The sequence below is a fragment of the Mesorhizobium sp. WSM1343 genome, assembly GCF_055901535.1.
On record NZ_CM148370.1, the window covers coordinates 684217 to 704005 of the forward strand.

Genomic DNA, 19789 nt, shown 5'->3' on the forward strand with positions numbered 1-19789 from the left:
CAAGTGATCGTGAAGACATTAGCCGCATGAGCGAAACCATACAGGCACAGGAAGGGATCGGCACGGCGGGGTCCACCGAGGCGCCGGCCAGCGTGCGCACGGTGCCGCTGTCGCGCGGCCTGTCGACCAAGCTGCTGCTGCTGACCATCGTCTTCGTGCTGCTGGCCGAAGTGCTGATCTTCCTGCCCTGGATCGCCAGCTACCGGCTGAACTGGCTGAAGGAGCGGCTGAGCACGGCGGCGGCGGTGTCGATCGTGCTGGTGCAGGGTGAACCCACCTCGCTGTCGCGCACGGCGCAGAACGACGTGCTGATGGCGATCGGCGCCAAGGCGATCGCGGTGCGCGACGGAGGCGTCTCGCGGCTGCTGGTGGTGGCCGAAATGCCGCCGAAGGTCGACGAACACATCGATATCGCCTCGATCGGCATGATCAAGGGCATGACCGGCGCGCTCGACACGTTGTTTTTCGGCGGCAACCGTATGCTGCGCGTCTTCGGTCCGGTCGGCGACTCGGACAAGGAGTTCGAGCTTATCATGCCCGACAACAGCCTGCGCAACGCGATGCTGCGCTATTCGCGCAACGTCGCCTTCGTCTCGCTGCTGATCTCGCTGTTCACCGCCATGCTGGTCTACGCCGCCATCGACCTGATCATGATCGGGCCGATCCGGACGATGACGCGCTCGATGCTGTCTTTCTCCGAAGCCCCTGACGATCCCGGGCGGATCATCCATCCGGCTGCCCGCGCCGACGAGATCGGCGTTGCAGAGCGCGAGCTGTCGCAGATGCAGGAACGGCTGCAAAAAATGCTCTCCGAGCAGAAGCATCTTGCCGATCTCGGCCTGGCGGTTTCCAAGATCAACCATGACATGCGCAACATCCTGGCTTCGGCGCAGCTGATGTCGGACCGCTTGCGTCAGGTCAAGGATCCGACGGTGCAGGCCTTCGCGCCGAAACTGCTGCGCGCGCTCGACCGCGCCGTGTCTTATTCCGAAGGCGTGCTTCACTACGGCCGCACGCAGGAGCCGCCGCCGGCGCGCCGACGCCTGAGGCTGCGGCAACTGGTCGAGGACGTGCACGGCCTGCTGGACATCGAGCAAGGCATCGAGTTCGTCAATTCGGTCGAGCCGGCCTTCGAGGTCGATGCCGATTCCGACCAGTTGTTCAGGGTGCTGACCAATCTGTGCCGGAATTCCGTGCAGGCGATGGCGGCCGACAGTGAAAGCGCCCTGGTGCGCCGCCTGGCGGTGTCGGCCGTGCGCCTGGGCAGCGTCAGCCGCATCGCCGTCAGCGACACCGGCCCCGGCCTGCCGCCCAAGGCGCGCGAAAACCTGTTCGCGGCCTTTCGCGGCTCGGCGCGCAGCGGCGGCACCGGCCTTGGCCTGGCGATCGCGCACGAACTGATCCGCGCGCATGGCGGCACGGTCGAGCTGGTCGAGAGCATTGGCGGGCGCACCACATTCGCCGTCACCATCCCCGACCAGCCGGTCCGGCTCGACCAGGCCCGCAACGGCCTGCGCCGCCCGGCCTGAGGTTCTTGACCGGTTTCCGCTTGGCAACACCTAGCTTTTCGGTCTCACCCCTTCCTTCCAGAAACATGTCGCCCGCGAACGGGCTTTTGCCCTGAGAGGCCGGCATGCATGGAAAGCGCATCGTCTGAACCACCCAGCACGATGCGCTTTGGTTGTTTTGAGGCGCTGAGAAGCGAGCTGTCATTGCCGAATGACACACCTGCGACAAAACTTTTGCCGGATCGGCTTGCTTTTCGGAAATTCAGTCGCTAGGGAACACGTCTCGTCGCGACCGGTCGTTCACGATCGGATCGCGGGGTCATGGAAAGCATGGCCTGTTGCGCGCCCGTAGCTCAGCTGGATAGAGCACCAGACTACGAATCTGGGGGTCAGGAGTTCGAATCTCTTCGGGCGCGCCAAAACCATTCATCGTTTCCCTGCGACGATATAGCTGCCGAATTGGTGCCTACGCGACGAGCGGGGAATAGCCTGCGAGCGAAAAAGCGTAGAAACGGCGGCGTTAGGCAGTAAAGAGTTCGAATCTCTTCAGATTGGCGGAGTTCCGACGCGGCCGGAGCGGAGTTCCAAGCGGTGATTGATGTGGATGGTGCCGACGACGATCTCCCGACAGGCGAGCATCATTTATTTGTATCAGATCATGGATCGAGGTCAGCAGGCGCTCATACCACTTGGTCGGCGTGTGTCAGTCACTCGAAACCTGCTTCGGTTTTCCGGCATCCGCGGCATTGTCCCCATGCGCAGCGGCCTTCCCGGGTTCAGGAAAGCATTTCGACGCGCAGCGGATGTTCTCCGCGCGTCAGAAGGGGCGCCGGGCCCTGGTCCAGTCGCCCGAGCCGGATCAGGCCGCGCGACCAGCGGTAGGGACCATGAAACATCGCCAGATTGCCCCAGGGGGCGTAGTAGCAGAGATCGCCAGTCGCCTCGTTGCCGAAGCGACCGCTGCCTTCCTCGGTGAGCTTGCGCGGCAGGTAGGCGATCTTCTCGTTGGTCGAATAGTCGTCGATCGTCAGATCCAGCGGCAGGATCGAGACCAGATCGTGCGCGGAAGGATTGTCCTCCAGCGTCGCCGTGAAATCCTGATCCCCGAAGATGAATCTAAGGCGCATGGTGGCTCCTTTCCTATCCGTGGCTGCGTCGGTCTGAGAGCGCACCGAAGAGGGGAGCGCGAGGCTGGCAGCACCTGCCAGCAAGGTGCGGCGCGAAAGCCATACGGCGGCGCGTGTCATTTAAAGTCTCCCGGTCGGTGCGGCCATGTCCATCGTTCCTGCACACGGCCGCACCCTTCGACGATACGACCTGGTCAGGCAGCGAGATGCTGGTTGAAGAAGCTGGTCAGCTTGTCGAACGGGATCACGTCCACCTTGTCGTAAAGATCGGTGTGGCTGGCGCCTGGAATGATCATGAGTTCCTTCGGCTCCGCCGCTGCCGCGAAGGCGGTTTCGCTGAAGTAGCGCGAATGGGCCTTTTCGCCATGGATGAACAGGATCGGGCGCGGCGAGATTTCAGCGATGTAGGTCAGGATCGGCATATTCATGAACGACAGCGGCGTGGTCTGCGTCCAGGAATTGCCTGAGTTGACCGCGCGCGCATGGTAGCCGCGCGGCGTCCTGTAATAGTCATGGTAGTCGACCAGGAACTGCGCCTCGCCGCCGTGCAGGTCGTTGTAGGGTGGTTGATAGGCTGGCGCGCCGTTTTCCGCATCCGTCCAACGCTGCCGACCCAGTTGCTCCAATGTCTGTGCGCGCTGTTCGGGGGTCACGCTGTCGTTGTAGCCCTTCGACATAACACGGGTCATGTCGTACATGGTGCTCGCCACCACGGCCTTGACGCGCTTGTCTGCGGCGACGGCATTCAAAGCCATACCGCCCCAGCCGCAGATGCCGATGACGCCGATGCGCTCACGGTCGACGGCGGGGTGCAGGCCGAGATAGTCGACGGCCGCGCTGAAATCCTCGGTGTTGATGTCCGGCGAAGCGAGATTGCGCGGCTCGCCGCCGCTTTCGCCGGTGTAGGACGGATCGAAAGCCAGTGCGACGAAGCCGCGCTCGGCCATCGTCTGCGCGTAAAGGCCAGAGGATTGTTCCTTAACAGCGCCGAACGGACCGCCGACGGCAAGCGCCGGCAGACGTCCACCGGCCCGGTCCTTCGGCAGATAGAGATCACCCGACAGTGTGATGCCGTAGCGGTTCTTGAATGTGATCTTCTCGTGATCGATCTTATCGCTGAGCGGAAAGACCTTATCCCATTGCTTTGACATATTCTGAGCCTTTGCTTTGAAGGGGTTGGATATTGAAACTGCACCGAAGGCGGCGACGCCTGCGCCGGTCAACTTCAACAGTTCGCGCCGGTGGATGACGCTTGCCGAATTTTTCGTGTCAGGGGTATTCATGGGCATTTCCGATCTCCTGTTGGTATGAATTGGGATTGGGCAGTTCGTTGAACGAACGTCAGTGCGGGGCGTCCGGGCTTCAGCAACCGCCGGCCATTGCCGATCAGGGCGATTGCAAGGCCGGCGAGAACCACGCTGCCGGCGAAGGTCGCGAAGACCGTCATGCCATCCAGCAGCAGCCCGCCGACCACGGCACCGAGCAGGATCGACGCCTGGATGGCTGCGACCATCAGGCTTCCGGCGGCTTCCGGCGCATCGTCCGCGTTTTGGGACATCCACGTCATCCAGATCACAGACATTGCGGTGTTCGCCGCGCCCCAGAGAGCAAGGAAGAGGCCGGCGGCGGCTACCGAACCGCCGAGAAGCAGGAGTCCCAGCGTGCAACCGCCCATCAGCAGCGCGGGCAACCGCAGCAGCGGTGCGACATTGCCGCTCACGATACGCCCTGCCGCCCATGTTCCGAGGAAGCCCGCACAGCCCAGTACAAGCAACAGGATCGAGAGCGTCCCCACGTTGACGCCCGTCACCTGCTCCAGGAAGGGGCGGAGATAGGTGAACATGGTGAAGGCCGAGCCCCAGGATAACATCGAGGCAATAAGGCCGCGCAGGAAATGGGGGCGCTTCAGCAGGCCGAACATCGTCCGGAAATCCTGCCGCTGGCGCGCGGGCAACGACGGCAGCGCGATCAAGTGCCAGACGAGGTTGATGGCGACGATTGGCGTCAGCGCCCAGAACACCGCGCGCCAGCCGAACACGGCGCCGAGATAGCTGCCGATCGGCGCGGCGAAGGCCGCAGCGATCGCCTGTCCGCCATACATCAAGGCGAGCGCGCGCGGCACATCCCTTTCAGGGACCAGCCGCATGATGACGGCGGTGGCCAGTGCCCAGAAGCCGCCGATGCAGATGCCCAACAGGCCTCGACCGAGCATCAGCACGGAGAAATTCGGGGCCGCCGCAACCAGAACCAGTGACAACAGCATGAAAGCCGTCATCGCGACCAAGACCCATTTGCGGTTCAGCGTTCCAGCGGCAGTGGTGATGACCATGCTCGCCGCTATGGCGAAAAGACCGCTGATCGATATCGCCTGTCCGGTCTGTCCCTCAGTTGCGCGCAATCCTTCGGCCATGGGGGTGAGCAGGCTGACCGGCATGAATTCCGAGGCGATCAGCATTGCCACACACAGTGCCATCGAAAGAACCGCGCCCCAGGCGGCGTCCGGTTTGCTATCCGCATCGGTTGCGGCGGCAATCGCCATGTCGTTTGCTCCTGCTGAATTGTTGCAACGCAAAACTAGTGGCTTTGCCATAAAGCGATTAGCCATCGAAATTCGCATGAACTAATCGACCACATCGAATAATGTGCTGCGGCATGGCAAACGAGAGAAGCTCATGGCCAAAACCGACCTCAATCAACTGACGTGGTTTCAGGCCGTCGCCGAGGAGCGCAGCTTCACCAAGGCGGCGGCAAAGCTCGGCGTCGCGCAGTCGACGCTCAGTCACAGGATCAAGCAGCTCGAAGCGCAAATGGGCATACGCCTCCTGACCCGCACCACGCGCAATGTCGCGACGACCGCCGCAGGCGAGCGGCTGTTACAGACGATCGCCCCGCGCATCGGCGAAATCGAGGATGAGATCGCCGCGTTGATGGCGTTTCGTGAAAAACCCTCGGGCTCGATCAGGCTGACGCTGTCCGACCACGCGCTTGAAAGCGTGGTTTGGCCCAAGCTGAAGCCGATCCTCAGCGCCTATCCCGATATCGGTGTCGAACTGATCCTGGACAGCACGTTCCGCAACATCGTCGAGGAGGGCTTCGACGCGGGCGTCCGGTTGGGAGAGAGCGTCGAGAAGGACATGATCGCGGTCCGAATTGGTCCGGACTGGCGTTTGGTGGCCGTGGCTTCTCCCGACTATTTCGCCGCGCGTGGTGTGCCTGAGCACCCACAGGACCTGATCCGCCACGTCTGCATCAACATGCGTCACGAGACCGCCGGCGGTCTTTATGCATGGGAGTTCGAGAAGGATGGGCAGGCGTTGCGCGTCCGGGTAAACGGCCAGCTGACCTTCAACAATTCCTATGCCATGATCGACGCAGCCGTGCACGGCTACGGCATCGCCTATGTGCCCGAGAACATCGTGGAGCGGCACATCGCCTCGGGCCTGCTGGTGCAGGTCCTCGACGATTGGTCGCCGTTCTTCGACGGCTATTTCCTCTATTATCCGAGCCGTCGTCAGAATCTTCCCGCGTTCAAGGTCATCGTCGACGCGCTACGACATCGGAATTGAGACAAGAGGATCTAACCCGCGCGATTGGCTGCACGCCGAGCCCGTTTCGCCCCGCTCGCATAGCACCCACCTGCGGAAGATACGGTATTTTCCAGATCTCGGGCATCAAGATCGTCCTTCCCACGCCCGCTCTATCGCCACGCCTCGTTCGGCTCGTCTTCGCACGTCGAGAACGCACAGCGGGCGGGATGTTGCAGAGCAAATCTTCGCAGCGCCATCACCCCAATGTGCGTGGTAAGACCGCGACAGGCGCAACCAGCGGAGCCTGATTTGACCATGACCTCTACCCCCATCAAGCGCGCTTTGATCACCGGGGCCGGAGCGGCCGACGGCATCGGTTTCGCCATTGCCCGCCAGCTCGGCCATGCCGGCCATGCCGTTTTTCTCACCGGTGCCAGTGGGCGTGTGCTCGATCGCGCCGTTGAGCTCCGTGCAGAAGGCATCGACGCCAAGGCCGTGGTCGCCGATCTCACCATAGCTGCCGATGTCGCGCGGTTGCGGGCTGATGTCGGCGCGGTCGATATCGTTGTCAACAATGCCGGCATGGGCTCGCTGGCATCGCCATCGGTCGACAAGGCGTTTCTCGCCATGACCGAGGCCGACTGGGACCATGGGATCGACGTCAGCCTGAAGACGGCATTCCTCGTCACGAAGGCGTTTCTGCCGGCGATGGTCGAAGCGGGCTATGGGCGTATCGTCAATGTGGCGTCAGTCACCGGACCGCTGGTGTCTTTCGAAGGCACATCAGCCTATTCCGCCGCCAAGGCCGGCATGGTCGGCCTGACACGCACGCTGGCGCTCGAAGTGGCGAAAAACGGCATCACGGCCAACGCAGTGGCTCCCGGCTGGATCGAAACAGGGTCGTCGAGCGAGATGGAGCGGCAAGCCGCCCTGAATACGCCGCCGGCGCGGGCCGGGCGACCGGATGAGGTGGCCGCCGCGGTCGTGTTCCTGGCCTCGGAAGGCGCCAGCTATGTCAACGGCGCCCTGCTGGTGGTCGATGGCGGCAACAGCCTTCAGGAGCGCAAGGGCTGAAGCCGTCCAACGCGTCGGGTGCGAGAATTCAGCCTTTGCCCGAGCTTTTGCCTGCCCCCGGCGCTTCCGGCCTGAGATAGACGGCCAAGCAGCAGCAACAGATCGCCAAGCCCGCGACTGGATATTTCAGGGCGACCAGCCCCGCCAGCGCGAATAGGCAGAGCGTCGCGAGCGACCGGATGCGCATGCGCTTGCGCACCGCGAGCGGAACCGCGTTCTCCGGCATCGGGTCGATGAGTTCGCGGATCAGAAGAATGTAGGTCAGGTTCACCAGGAAGAAGACGGCGGCATAGAAGGCGACCGGCTGCGGCGCCAGCTCGCTGACCGCCATCCACGCGGTCGCCAGCGGCAGCAGCGAAACCGAGAACAGATGCGCGAAATTGTACCACATCAGGCTGGCTGTCGCCTCCCTGGCGTGGCGTAACAGATGATGATGGTTCGCCCAGACGATGGCGATGAAGAGATAGCTGACGCTGTAGCTCAGCCATGTCGGCCAGAGCTCCAGAAGCGCCTTGAACGTCGGCAACTCCGGCGGGCGCAAGTCGAGGACCAGCACCGTGATGAGGACGGCGAACACGCCATCCGAAAATGCGCTCAACCGATCGAGCCCTGTCGAGGGAAGCACTGGACCGTCCTCGTCGCAGTTCGTGAGACATATAGTAGTGCTGTCGATAGCAATATCCATGGCCGCTCGGACCATCTGACGCCGCCACCAGCGCCGCTCAGGACGCCTTGGCCAGAAAACTCTGGTAGTCCGATTTCGCCTGCAGCAGGCGCAGCACATTGTCGCGCGAGCCCCTTACGTGGGCGCGGGCCAGCGTGCCGGCTCGGGCGGCATCGCCGGCGCAGATCGCCTCGACGATCTCGGCATGCTCGTCGCGGGCGATCTTCCATTCGTCGAGCCACAACAGTTCGGTCCAGACATAGTGCTGGCACTTGTCGAGGATGCCGCACAGCATGCCATGCAGCATCGCATTGCCGCTGATTTCGGCGATGACGCGGTGCAGGTCGATGCCGACTTCGAGCTCCTGGAATTTTTCGCGCGTGGTGCGCTCCGGAATGGCGGCCAGCCGCTCGCATTCGGCCAGCATGGCACGCAGCCGCGCCTTGTCCTGTTCCGTCGCAGCAGCGGCGGCCAGTGCCGTCGCGTGGCCGTCGAGCAGTTCGCGGATCTCGAAGGCCTCGCGGAACATGTTGATGTCGAACTCGGTGACGACATAGCCCTGGCGCGGCCGGCCGGTGACCAGGCCGTCGCGCTCGAGGCGGTTGAAGGCCTCGCGCACCGGGGTGCGGCTGACAGTCAGCTTCGCCGCGATGTCGTTTTCGGTGACGCGTGAGCCCGGCGGAATCTGGCCGGTCACGATCATCGCCTTGAGCGCGGAATAGACCGAGTCGCGCAGCGTGTTTTTGGTTTCCTTGGCCAAGTTCCGTTTCCAGTTCTCCGGTCTTTCCGCCGGCATATGTTCTCACGCATAGCTGTATTCAAAGTCGGCGCGGTTTGCCACGCCCCGGCGCCCCATCTCCCAGCCCGGGTTGACGGCCCCAGGCGCGCCGATCGGTGTTGACATCGCTGATCCCCAAGCTACACTCAAAATTGTATACAAAATAGCATGCGAAATCAAAAACAATGGGAACACCGGTTGGAGAGCCGAAAATGAACAGGACCAGAAGCGTTAGCATTGCCGCGATGGCAGGCCTCATGGCCTCGCTGGCGGCCCCCGCCATGGCGGGCGACACCATCACCGTCGCCTCATGGGGCGGCACCTACCAGGAGGCGCAGACCAAGGCGTTTTTCAAGCCGACCGCCGACGCGCTCGGCATCACCATCAAGGAGGACACCACCAACGGCCTCGACGACGTACGGCTGCAGGTAACCGGCAATGCGGTGAAATGGGACATCACCGAGCTTGGCGCCGACGAATGCGCACGCGGCTCGAAGGAAGGGCTGTTCGAGAAGCTCGACTACGGCATTATCGACAAGAGCGGCATCAACCCGAAGCTTGTCCATGATGACTGGGTCGGCATTTCCTACACCTCCGTCGTGCTGATCTACCGGACCGACGTGTTCGGCGACAAAGGCCCCAAGACCTGGGCCGACTTCTGGAACGTGGAAAAATTCCCGGGACGGCGCGCGTTGAGCGGCAGCCAGGCGACCGAAACGCTGAGCGTCGCGGCTCTCGCCTCGGGCCTGCCGATCGACAAGGTCTATCCCGTGGATGTCGACGGCGCGCTGAAATCCGTCGACAAGATCCGTGGCCATGTCGACGCCTGGTGGACCTCCGGCGCGCAGGCCATGCAACTGGTGAAAGACGGCGAAGTCGACATGGCGAGCATCTGGAACGGCCGCGCCGGCACCTTGAAGAAGGAAGGCGCGCCGGTCAGTTTCTCCTTCGACCAGGGCGTGCTGACCGCCGACTGCATGGTCATCCCCAAGGGTGCCAAGAACAAGGAAGCCGCGATGAAGGCGCTTGCGATGTTCGTCAGCCCGCAGCTGCAGGCCAATCTGCCGCTCTACGTCGACAATGGCCCAGTAAACGAGAAGGCTTTCGAGACCGGCAAGATCCCGCAGGACAGGATCAAGGACATCAATTCGGCGCCCGAAAACGTCAAGAAACAGGTGCTGCAGGACGCCGAGTTCTGGCGCGACAATCTGGTCGAGGCGACGGAGAAGTTCAACAATCTGGTCCAGCAATAGGCCGCGGACACAAGCTTACGGCGGGCAGCGTAACCAGCCACTGCCTCGCCACCTGTTCTCTGCGGCTAAGGAGCGAAAAATCTTGTCCATTGCGCCATCCGCGTTGCCCATCGGCATGCGCGGGATCGAGAAACGATTTGGCAGCGTCCCGGTGCTGCGCGACCTTAACCTCGATGTCGAGGCCGGCGAATTCCTGACGCTGCTCGGCCCTTCCGGTTCCGGCAAGACGACGCTGCTGATGATCCTGGCCGGTTTCGTGCGGGCCAATGCCGGCTCGATCAAGGTCGGCGGCGACGAGATCATCACCACGCCGCCGCACAAGCGCAACATCGGCATGGTGTTCCAGAACTACGCGCTGTTTCCGCACATGAACGTCTTCCACAACATCGCCTTTCCGCTGAAGCAGCGCGGCGTCGCCGCCGCCGAGACGGCCGAACGTGTCGAGAAGGCGCTCGATCTGGTGAAATTGCAGGGCCTGGGCGAACGCCGGGTCGACCAGCTTTCCGGCGGCCAGCGACAGCGTGTGGCGCTGGCACGCGCCATCGTCTTCGAGCCGCGCATCGTGCTGATGGACGAACCCTTGTCGGCGCTCGACAAGGGCCTGCGCGAGCACATGCAGATCGAGCTGCGCGCCCTGCATCGCCGGCTCGGCATGACCACCGTCTATGTCACGCACGACCAGCGCGAAGCCATCACCATGTCCGACCGCATCGCGGTCATGAACGCCGGGCGCATCGAACAGCTCGACAAGCCTGAAACCCTCTACGCCAGGCCGCAAACGCGATTTGTAGCCGGCTTCATCGGCGAATCGAATTTCATTCCGGTCGAGTGCCGCAACGGCTCCGTCTGGTACGAGGACCGGAGAATCCATACCGCGGCACCAGTGCCGGCGGCAGGCCAGCACCTGATGGTGGTGCGGCCGGAAAAGCTGCGGCTCCTGGCAGACGCCGAACCGACAAGCGGCGTCAACGTGCTCGAGGCGAAAGTCAGCGACATCATCTATCAGGGCGACAGCTTCGTCTGCTACGCGGCGTTGCGCGACGGCCGCCAGCTGACTTTGCGCGACTACTGCCGCAGCGATGTGCTGGCCAAAATGCCGGCGCCCGGCCAGCCAGTCTCATTCGGTCTCGATGCGCAGGACACGATCCTGGTGGCGGCAGACTGATGAGCGCGCAGCCCGCCCTCATGGAAGAGATCGGCAGCGCCGCAGGCCGGGAGCTCAACACGCAGGGACTTCACGCCGACGCCCGGCGTGAATCACTACGGCTGCTGGCGCTGTTGTCGCCAAGCCTGCTTCTGGTCTTCGCCATCATCATCGTGCCGATCGGCTGGCTGTTCTGGCTGTCGCTGTTCGACGAAGCGGGCGGCTTCAGCGCCGCCAATTATGCGCGATTCTTCGAGCAGGCCTCCTACATCAAGACCTTCATCACCACCTTCAAGGTCGCCTTCATCGTCACCGGCGCCTGCGTGCTGCTCGGCTATCCCTTGGCCTACATGCTGTCGCAACTGCCGCGGCGGGCGGCGTCGATCTGCCTGATCTTCGTCATCCTGCCGTTCTGGACATCGGTTCTGGTGCGCACCTATGCCTGGCTGGTGATCCTGCAGCGCAAGGGACTGATCAACAGCTGGCTGATCGATCTCGGAATCATCAGCCAGCCGCTATCGCTCGCCAACAATTTTTCCGGCGTCGTCATCGGCATGACGCACATCTTGCTGCCGTTCTTGGTGCTGCCGCTCTACGCCTCGATGAAGACCATCGACACCGACTGCCTGCGCGCCGGCATGAATCTCGGCGCCGGCCCGGCTGCCACCTTCCGGCAGATCTTCTTTCCGCTGTCGCTGCCAGGCCTCGCCTCGGGCGTGGTCATCGTCTTCGTGCTCTGCCTGGGCTTCTTCGTCACGCCGGCTTTGATGGGCGGCGGCAAGGTCATCATGTGGGCGATGCGCATGGAACAGACCACCAGCCTCTATTCAAACTGGGGCGCGGGTGCAGCACTGGGCGTGGTGCTGCTGGTGGTGACGCTGGCGCTTCTCGGCCTGTTCCAGTGGCTGCTCGGCGCGCGTGCCACCGGCGTGTGGAGTTCGAGATGAGTAGGGATCTCGGCCTGCCTATCTCGCACCGGCAACGCCTATGGCTCTATTGCTTCGGCGGCCTCGTGCTGCTGTTCCTGATCGCACCGTCGATCATCATCGTCATCATGTCGTTTTCCGATTCGACGCTGCTGCAATTCCCGCCGCAGCAATGGTCGCTGCGCTGGTACCAAGCCTATTTCGGGTCGCTGGAGTGGCGCGATGCCACGATCGTCTCGGTCAAGGTGGCTGTCATGACCGTGCTGGTGGCGACGCCGCTCGGCACCGCGGCCGCCTATGCCATCAACCGGGGCACGCTGCGCTTCAACGGCACCATCAACGCGCTGCTGACGGCGTCGCTCATCGTCCCTGTGATCCTGATCGGCATCGGCACCTTCTTCCTCTATGCGCGCATCGGCCTCAACAACACGCTGACCGGCCTGGTCATCGCGCATACGGTGCAGGCGCTGCCGTTGGTGGTGCTGACCGTGCTGTCGGGATTGCGCTCCTACGACATGAACCAGGAGCGCGTGGCGCGCAGCCTCGGCGCCGGCCGCGTCGCCGCCTTCTGGCAGGTGACGATGCCGCAGATCCGCTTCTCGATTGTCTCGGGCGCGCTGTTTGCCTTCATCACCTCCTTCGACGAAGTGGTGGTGTCGCTGTTCATCTCGGGCGGCGAGACGACGACATTGACGCGCCGTATGTTCAATGCGCTGCGCGACCAGATCGACCCGACGATCGCCGCCATCTCGACCTGCCTGATCGTTCTGTCGGTCGTGCTGTTGTCGGTTGCGCAGATCTTCGGCCGGCGGCATTGATTTCACCAGATCAATTCGCAGAAGCGACCAATTTGCAGAAGTGACTAGGGGATATTCAGACAGAATGCGTGATTTCCAGTTTCCCGGCCGCTCGCCGGTTCGTGCCACCGAGGCGGTTGCCGCGACCTCGCATCCGCTTGCAACGCTTGCGGCCATCGACATGCTGCGCTCCGGCGGCAATGCCATGGACGCCGCGGTCTGCGCCGCCGCCGTGCAGGGTGTGGTCGAGCCGCAATCGACGGGCATCGGTGGCGACTGCTTCGTGCTTTATTCTCCCGGAGGACAAGGCAATGTGCTGGCCTTCAACGGCTCGGGGCGAGCGCCGGCCAGGGCGACGGTCGGCTGGTATCTCGAAAAAGGCTTCGACCGCATCCCGCTGCAGGGTCCGCATGCGGTCACCGTACCGGGCGCCGTCGACGCCTGGAGCCGCCTGCTCGAAGACCATGGCCGCAAGGGCCTTGCCGAGGCGCTGACGCCGGCCATTCACTATGCCGAGAACGGCTATGTCGTGCACGACCGCGTCGCCTTCGACTGGGCCGAGCCGGAGACCGACCTGTCGGCCGACGAGCATGCCGCGCGCATCTTCCTGCCCGGCGGCAGGGCGCCGAAGGCGGGTGACGTCCATCGGCAGCCGGAACTGGCGGCGACCTTGCGCATCATCGCCAAACACGGCCGGTCCGGCTTCTACGAAGGCGCGGTCGCCGACGATATGGTGAGCCGGCTTAACGAATTGGGCGGACTTCATACGGCCGAGGATTTCGCCGCGACCAGAGGCGACTATGTGGCGCCGGTCAGCACCTCCTATGGCGGCCATGAGATCCACCAGATGCCGCCGAACAATCAGGGGCTGACGGCGCTTTTGATGCTCAATTTGCTGTCGGGCTTCGAGCTTGGCGGGCTCGACCCCAACGGCGCCGAACGCCTGCATCTGGAGATCGAGGCCGGGCGCCTGGCTTACCGCGACCGCGACCGCTATGTCGGCGACCAGGACCATGTCCCGGTGCCCCTGAAGCAGCTCCTGTCCGGCGCCTATGCCGACCGGCTACGCGCCGAGATCGACCGCGACCGCGCCATGACGCATCTGCCGCGCGTCGAGCTGCCCGGCAGCGACACGGTCTATATCTCCATCGTCGACCGCGACCGCAACGCGGTCTCCTTCATCAACTCGACCTATTATTCGTTCGGCAGTGGCGTCGTCGGCCCGAAGACCGGTATCGTGCTGCAGAACCGTGGTTCGAGCTTCCGCCTCGACCCGGCGCATCCGAACGCGATCGCGCCGGGCAAGCGGCCGATGCACACGATCATGCCGGGCATGGCGACGAAGAACGGCCGCGTGGTGATGCCGTTCGGCGTCATGGGCGGCGGTTACCAGCCGTTTGGCCATGTCCACCTGCTCACCAACATGATCGATTTCGGCATGGACCCGCAGCAGGCACTGGATGCGCCGAGGGTGTTTTACAACGATGACACAGTGGAAGCCGAGCGTGGCGTTCCCACTGATGCAACCGAGGGCCTGCGCCGGCGCGGCCACCGCATCGCCGAACCGCATCATCCGCTTGGCGGCGGGCAAGTGGTGCTGATCGACTGGGAGAAGGGGACGCTGACCGGCGCTTCCGATCCACGCAAGGATGGTTTGGCGCTTGGCTATTGAGGCGATCCGTTGTCCAATGGCGCCCATATCGAGGCAAGCCCGTCAGAAGGGCTCTCGCCAGTAATCGTTCGAAATCCAGCCGGTGATCATGACCCAAACTGAAACCCACGCAGATCTCTCCCGCCGTCTCGCCGCCGGCGCCGACGACGCCCCCGCCATTCTGGCGCCCGATAGGGCAACGCTCAGCCATGGCGGATTGCGCAGCATGATCGCCGACACGGCAAAACAGCTGCATGCGCGCGGCATCGGCCGCGGCGACAGGGTGGCGATCGTGCTGCCGAACGGGCCCGAGATGGCCACCGCCTTCGTCGCCGTGGCGGCCGCCGCCTCTACGGCGCCGCTCAACCCCGCCTACCGGGCCGACGAGCTCGATTTCTACCTGACCGACATCGGCGCCAAGGCGATCCTTGTCGCGGAGGGTGAGACCGGCCCCGCGGTGACGGTGGCCGAGCGCCTCGGCATCGGCGTGCTGCGGCTCGTCGTGCAGCCTGGCACACCCGCCGGCAGTTTTGCTATCGAGGGCGCGGCGATCGGACCGAAGGCCGCGCCCGACATGGCGCAAGACAGCGACATTGCGCTGCTGCTGCATACCTCCGGCACGACATCGCGTCCAAAACTGGTGCCGCTCAGCCATGCCAACATCGCGGCCTCGGCAGCTCATATCGGCGGCACGCTTGGCCTGACGGCCGATGACCGTTGCCTCAATATCATGCCGCTGTTCCACATTCACGGCCTGATCGCGGCCGTGCTGTCGTCGCTGGCTGCCGGCGGCAGCATCTACTGCACGCCGGGTTTCAACGCGCTGCGCTTCTTCCAGTGGCTGAGCGAGGCGCAGCCGAGCTGGTACACGGCGGTGCCGACCATGCATCAGGCGATCCTGGCCCGCGCGGCACGCAACACCGAGGCGCTGGCGGCGGCGCGCCTGCGCTTCATCCGCTCGTCCTCGGCGTCGCTGCCGGCGCAGGTCATGACTGAGCTGGAAGCGACCTTCGGCTGCCCAGTGATCGAATCCTACGGGATGACCGAGGCGGCTCACCAGATGGCCTCGAACCGGCTGCCGCCGGGCCAGCGCAAGCCCGGCAGCGTTGGTGCCTCCGCCGGGCCGGAGGTGGCTGTGATGGCGCCCGACGGGCGGCTGCTCGATGCAGGCGAGACCGGCGAGATCGTCATCCGCGGGCCCAATGTCACGACGGGCTACGAAAAGAACCCGGATGCCAACGCCACGGCTTTCGCGCATGGCTGGTTCCACACCGGCGACCAGGGCGTGCTGGACGGGGACGGCTATCTCAGGGTCACCGGTCGGCTCAAGGAGATCATCAATCGCGGCGGCGAAAAGATCTCGCCACTCGAGGTCGACGATGTGCTGATGGACCATCCGGCGGTGGCGCAGGTCGTCACCTTCGCCATGCCGCATGGCAAGCTTGGCGAGGAGGTGGCGGCGGCGGTTGTGCTGCGCGAAGGCATCAGCGCCACCGAGGGCGACATCCGCACCTATGCCGCGACGCGGCTTGCCGACTTCAAAGTGCCGCGCAAGATCCTGATCCTGGACGAGATCCCCAAGGGCGCGACCGGCAAATTGCAGCGCATCGGCCTTGCCGCCAAACTCGGGCTTTGACGATGAAGATCACCATCTTCGGCGCCGGTGCGATCGGCGGCTATCTCGCTGCCAAGCTTGCCGCCGCCGGCCGCACCGATCTCTCGATCGTCGCGCGCGGCGCCCATCTGGAAGCGATCAAGGCAGATGGCCTGCGCCTGATCGAGGATGGCCAGGAGACGTCCGTCCCCGTCCGGGCCGCCGCCAAGGCCGAGGAACTTGGCGTGCAAGATTATGTCGTGCTGGCGCTGAAGGCCCATTCCCTCACCCCGGCGCTCGACCAGATCGCACCGCTGCTTGGGGACCACACATCAGTCGTCACCATGCAGAACGGCGTGCCGTGGTGGTATTTCCACGGCGTCGGCGGGCCACTCGAAGGCACCAGGCTGAACGCGGTCGATCCCGGCGGCGCGATCTGGCAGCGGATTGGACCGGACCGCGTCATCGGCTCGGTCGTCTATCCCGCGGTCGCGGTCGATGCGCCGGGGCTCATCCGCCATGTCGAGGGCAAACGCTTTTCGCTCGGCGAACCTTCGGGCGAGCGCAGCGAACGGGTCACGCTTCTGGCCGAGGAGATGGTCAAGGGCGGCTTGCAGGCGCCGGTGCGCGAAGACATCCGCAGCGAGATCTGGGTAAAACTGTGGGGCAATCTCTCCTTCAACCCGATCTCGGCGCTGACCGGCAGCACGCTTGCCGCGATCGTTGTCGACGAGGGCACCCGCACGCTCGCCCGCACCATGATGCTGGAGGCGCAGGCGATCGGCGAAAGCCTCGGCGTGCGTTTTCCCATCGCGGTCGATCGGCGCATCAAGGGCGCCGGCGATGTCGGCGAGCACAAGACCTCGATGCTGCAGGACCTGGAGCGTGGCCGGCCGATGGAGATCGACGCGCTGGTGAGCGCGGTGCAGGAACTTGGCAGGCTAACGGACAAGCCGACCCCGACCATCGATGCCGTGCTGGCGCTGGTGCGGCGGCTGGCGATGGAACGCGGGTGTTATGGATAATGGGCTCGGGGTTGATCAGCACCGTGGCGAGGGCGCGACGATCCAGGCCTTGAAGCGCCTTGGCCTCATCTCCCAGCTTGACCAGGGTTAGCAGCATGCTGAACGCCATTCACCACGTCGCGCTCATCTGCACCGACTACGACCGGTCGCGACGGTTCTACGTCGAACTCCTCGGCCTCGATCTGATCCGGGAGGTTTATCGGGAGGAGCGGCAGTCATGGAAGGCGGATCTGCGGATCGGGTCGGCCCAACTGGAATTGTTCTCCTTCCCTGCACCGGCGATGCGGCCGTCCCACCCAGAGGCTACAGGCCTAAGACATCTGGCATTCGCGGTGGCTAATCTTGATCCCGTGATTATCCGGCTGGAAGCCGCAGGCGTTGCCGTCGAGCCAATCCGGATCGATCCATACACAGACCAACGGTTTACCTTTTTCAGGGACCCGGATGGATTGCCGCTGGAACTCTACGAAGCCCCATAAGGAACGGTTCGATTTCACGATGGGCGCTTTGTACTGACGGTCTCGGTATCGGCGGACCGCGAATCTGTGCTAAGCGCCGCCCAACCAACCAAAGGACGACACCAATGAGCGAACTGACCGTGGCCGAGGCGACCGAGAGCATCTATGCCTCGCTCCGGGCGGACAATGCCGACATCGACACACATATCGCGGCGCTTAAGGCGGCGCTGACGCGAGAGGGGATCAAACAGGCGGTGTTCGATCCGACCAAGCTGGCGCAGAACAACCGCTCGGGCCGCAAGTTGATGCAGGCTTATTTTCGGCAACGCGGCGTGAGCGTGACGTTTTCGGACCAATAGAACCGCGCACGGGCGATCTCAACCGTGTGATTGGTTGGTTTCGGACGCATGTTCTCCGACGCTCCGGGCCCTCCCATTTGGCCGGTTCAATAACAGCGATCTGCCGCCGCAAGGGCTTCGGCACGGTGAGCTTGGTCCAGTGCGCCAATCCGTCGGACCGACGCATAGAACCTGACATAGTCGCCCGAGCACAGATCGAACAGGCGGAGAAACGCGGTCACCCGATCGCTATAGACGGAAGTCGCGGCGAGCTTTGCATTGTTGATCGGGGAAGCGAACCAGGCATCGTATCCCCGGTATCGGCCCCAGCGCCTGTCGCGCATGTGTCGGTAGCGCATCCGCAGCCGTTCGATCGCCGCCGTCTTCGCGGCCAGTTTTTGCTCCGAGGTTCCGGCGTTGGAATAGACTTTCGCCAACTCGTCCCGTGTTTGCGACACCAGCGCAAGAAATTCAGCTTTGCGCCTCCGGGCGGCTTCGTAACGGCGCAATGCTGCGGTATCGCCAGCCGCGCGCAGCCATTTTTTCACGCCGGTCGTTTCGACGGCGACAGCGAACGACTCGTTGAATGCGGAATCGTCGTGCACGTAGACGCGCTGGTGGGCCAGTTCATGGAACACCAGCCCCGCAAGATAGGTTTTATCCTCGCTGAACATCGTGCTCAGCAGCGGGTCACTCGACCAGCCAAGCGTGGAATATGCGGTGATGCCCGTCACATAGACATCCATGCCCTGTCCTTGAAGTTCGGCAGCGGTTTCAATTGCGGATTTCCTGGAGAAATATCCCCGGTAGGGCACGCAGCCGAAAACGGGAAAACACCATGTTCGCGGCGTCAGCGAGAATGCCGGCGCGGCGAAGACGGCCCATGTCACCGAGTCCCGACCGATATCGACGTAGCTGCGGTAGCTGTTGTTGTCGGGCAGCGCCAGTTCATCCGTTGCGAATTGTCGTATGGCGCTCGCCGATGCCATTCGAGCGCGCAATGCCTTCGGCGTCGAAGGGTCCTCGATCAGTTTTCCGACATCCTGGCGCGCCGTCATGATCCTCAGATGACCCTGCACGGATTGCGCGTAGTAGGAAACACTGGTGCAGCCGGTCACGCCGGACACCACGATCATAACGGCAAGCAATCGAAAGAATGCGCGCATCACGATTTGCCCACAGCAGTGCTCCCGTACCGATCGGGCGATTGTCGCGATTGCCCCAGGTCGCAAGCAGCCGCATCGGTTTGATCGAGGTCTATAGCTTTCTAAAGAATCCGGACAGAATATTCGGACCCACTTCCCCAGGGCGCAGTCTGATCCCGTCCTCGAAGCCGTTCAGCGTCATGCATTCGAAGCCGCTGTGTGCGAGGAGTGCCACCAGCGAGTCACGATCGAAGTGGTGGAGGTGCTCGTCGGGAAGACGCATACGCCACGTCCGGAACCAGGCGTCGCCGTCGGCGCCGAGCTCGCGCCAGCGGCAATAAGGGACGGCGACGGCAAGGTAGCGGGCCTTAAGCCGGGCGAGGAAACCCAGATTCGGGATATGCTCAAGCACATCGAACATGGCGACGAGATCCCACGAGCTGGAGAGCGCCTCATCCCAATCGACGAAGCGGACGCCCTTGGGCAGCGGAAACCTGGTTATGTCGCAGCCGGCGCAGTCGGCGACCCCGGTTATTTTCGCGGCTTCGATGAATGTGCCGGTGCCATATCCAATCTCCAGCACGGACCGGGGAATCTCGCCAGTGATTCCCAGCACCCAGCCGAGTCGCTGATATCCGAGCTTGATGGTCCGGTCACTCAGGTCCTCGTAATAGGAAATGTACTGCTTGTCATACTTGATCGGTTTGGAGTCGACCTGGTGGATCACGCCAAACCCGTCCACCGCGTAGTTGTCCAACATTGGCGTGCGGCCCCCAGGTT

Annotated in this window: 19 protein-coding genes and 1 tRNA gene; 13 read left to right on the top strand and 7 right to left on the bottom strand. The window is 63.4% G+C overall.

Features of this window, described 5'->3' with window-relative positions:
* The first annotated feature begins 26 nt into the window (after positions 1-26).
* A complete protein-coding gene (locus AC0NIL_RS03245; RefSeq protein WP_275953293.1) occupies positions 27-1529 on the top strand; it encodes a sensor histidine kinase in 1503 nt (500 codons plus the stop codon).
* A gap of 321 nt (positions 1530-1850) precedes the next feature.
* Positions 1851-1927, top strand: a tRNA-Arg gene (locus AC0NIL_RS03250).
* Positions 1928-2284: 357 nt separating this feature from the next.
* On the opposite strand, the gene AC0NIL_RS03255 is transcribed toward AC0NIL_RS03250, so the two are convergent.
* The 3 genes from AC0NIL_RS03255 to AC0NIL_RS03265 all read right to left on the bottom strand — a co-directional run bounded on the left by AC0NIL_RS03255 (position 2285) and on the right by AC0NIL_RS03265 (position 5174).
* A complete protein-coding gene (locus tag AC0NIL_RS03255; RefSeq protein ID WP_024502099.1) occupies positions 2285-2755 on the bottom strand; it encodes a cyclophilin-like fold protein in 471 nt (156 codons plus the stop codon).
* Between the two features lie 74 nt (positions 2756-2829).
* The gene (locus AC0NIL_RS03260; RefSeq protein WP_275953294.1) at positions 2830-3924 is read right to left on the bottom strand and encodes an alpha/beta hydrolase; all 1095 of its coding nucleotides are present in this window, start codon (positions 3922-3924) and stop codon (positions 2830-2832) included.
* Positions 3915-5174, bottom strand: coding sequence for an MFS transporter (locus tag AC0NIL_RS03265; RefSeq protein ID WP_473575027.1), 1260 nt, complete (start codon positions 5172-5174; stop codon positions 3915-3917). The genes AC0NIL_RS03260 and AC0NIL_RS03265 overlap by 10 nt, the downstream gene beginning before the upstream one ends.
* Before the next feature lie 133 nt (positions 5175-5307).
* Between AC0NIL_RS03265 and AC0NIL_RS03270 the strand changes: the two genes are divergently transcribed.
* Positions 5308-6201, top strand: coding sequence for a LysR family transcriptional regulator (locus AC0NIL_RS03270; RefSeq protein ID WP_063173508.1), 894 nt, complete (start codon positions 5308-5310; stop codon positions 6199-6201).
* 276 nt (positions 6202-6477) lie between these two features.
* Positions 6478-7236, top strand: coding sequence for an SDR family NAD(P)-dependent oxidoreductase (locus tag AC0NIL_RS03275; protein WP_275953295.1), 759 nt, complete (start codon positions 6478-6480; stop codon positions 7234-7236).
* Between the two features lie 28 nt (positions 7237-7264).
* Here AC0NIL_RS03275 and AC0NIL_RS03280 read toward each other — a convergent pair whose 3' ends face one another.
* On the bottom strand, positions 7265-7834 hold the full coding sequence (locus AC0NIL_RS03280; RefSeq protein WP_027161123.1) for a TMEM175 family protein: 570 nt from the start codon (positions 7832-7834) through the stop codon (positions 7265-7267).
* Between the two features lie 124 nt (positions 7835-7958).
* Complete coding sequence (locus tag AC0NIL_RS03285) at positions 7959-8660, bottom strand: GntR family transcriptional regulator (RefSeq protein ID WP_164745804.1); 702 nt, start codon at positions 8658-8660, stop codon at positions 7959-7961.
* 230 nt (positions 8661-8890) lie between these two features.
* On the opposite strand from AC0NIL_RS03285, the gene AC0NIL_RS03290 reads away from it, so the two are divergent.
* The 9 genes from AC0NIL_RS03290 (at position 8891) to AC0NIL_RS03330 (ending at position 17885) form a co-directional block, all read left to right on the top strand.
* Entirely contained in the window at positions 8891-9931 is a 1041-nt protein-coding gene (locus AC0NIL_RS03290) for an ABC transporter substrate-binding protein (protein WP_275953296.1), read from the top strand.
* 82 nt (positions 9932-10013) lie between these two features.
* Positions 10014-11096 (top strand): ABC transporter ATP-binding protein, encoded by a 1083-nt coding sequence (locus tag AC0NIL_RS03295; protein ID WP_063169709.1) that lies wholly within the window; start codon positions 10014-10016, stop codon positions 11094-11096.
* Positions 11096-12022 (top strand): ABC transporter permease, encoded by a 927-nt coding sequence (locus AC0NIL_RS03300; protein WP_275953297.1) that lies wholly within the window; start codon positions 11096-11098, stop codon positions 12020-12022. Before AC0NIL_RS03295 ends, AC0NIL_RS03300 begins: the two co-directional genes overlap by 1 nt.
* Positions 12019-12819: an ABC transporter permease gene (locus AC0NIL_RS03305; RefSeq protein WP_127369843.1), complete on the top strand. Its 801-nt coding sequence runs from the start codon at positions 12019-12021 to the stop codon at positions 12817-12819. Before AC0NIL_RS03300 ends, AC0NIL_RS03305 begins: the two co-directional genes overlap by 4 nt.
* Positions 12820-12883: 64 nt before the next feature.
* Complete coding sequence (gene ggt, locus AC0NIL_RS03310; RefSeq protein WP_275953298.1) at positions 12884-14470, top strand: gamma-glutamyltransferase; 1587 nt, start codon at positions 12884-12886, stop codon at positions 14468-14470.
* 88 nt (positions 14471-14558) lie between these two features.
* Positions 14559-16085 (top strand): acyl--CoA ligase, encoded by a 1527-nt coding sequence (locus AC0NIL_RS03315; protein ID WP_027161128.1) that lies wholly within the window; start codon positions 14559-14561, stop codon positions 16083-16085.
* 2 nt (positions 16086-16087) lie between these two features.
* Complete coding sequence (locus tag AC0NIL_RS03320) at positions 16088-17068, top strand: 2-dehydropantoate 2-reductase (RefSeq protein WP_275953299.1); 981 nt, start codon at positions 16088-16090, stop codon at positions 17066-17068.
* A gap of 95 nt (positions 17069-17163) precedes the next feature.
* On the top strand, positions 17164-17547 hold the full coding sequence (gene gloA2, locus AC0NIL_RS03325) for an SMU1112c/YaeR family gloxylase I-like metalloprotein (protein WP_027161129.1): 384 nt from the start codon (positions 17164-17166) through the stop codon (positions 17545-17547).
* A 104-nt stretch (positions 17548-17651) separates the two neighbouring features.
* The gene (locus AC0NIL_RS03330; RefSeq protein WP_024502111.1) at positions 17652-17885 is read left to right on the top strand and encodes a hypothetical protein; all 234 of its coding nucleotides are present in this window, start codon (positions 17652-17654) and stop codon (positions 17883-17885) included.
* An 86-nt stretch (positions 17886-17971) separates the two neighbouring features.
* Here the strand turns inward: AC0NIL_RS03330 and AC0NIL_RS03335 are convergent, their stop codons facing one another.
* Together AC0NIL_RS03335 and AC0NIL_RS03340 are read right to left on the bottom strand one after the other, a co-directional pair.
* Complete coding sequence (locus AC0NIL_RS03335) at positions 17972-19030, bottom strand: aminopeptidase (RefSeq protein ID WP_275953526.1); 1059 nt, start codon at positions 19028-19030, stop codon at positions 17972-17974.
* A 91-nt stretch (positions 19031-19121) separates the two neighbouring features.
* Complete coding sequence (locus AC0NIL_RS03340) at positions 19122-19769, bottom strand: class I SAM-dependent methyltransferase (RefSeq protein WP_275953300.1); 648 nt, start codon at positions 19767-19769, stop codon at positions 19122-19124.
* Positions 19770-19789: the final 20 nt, after the last annotated feature.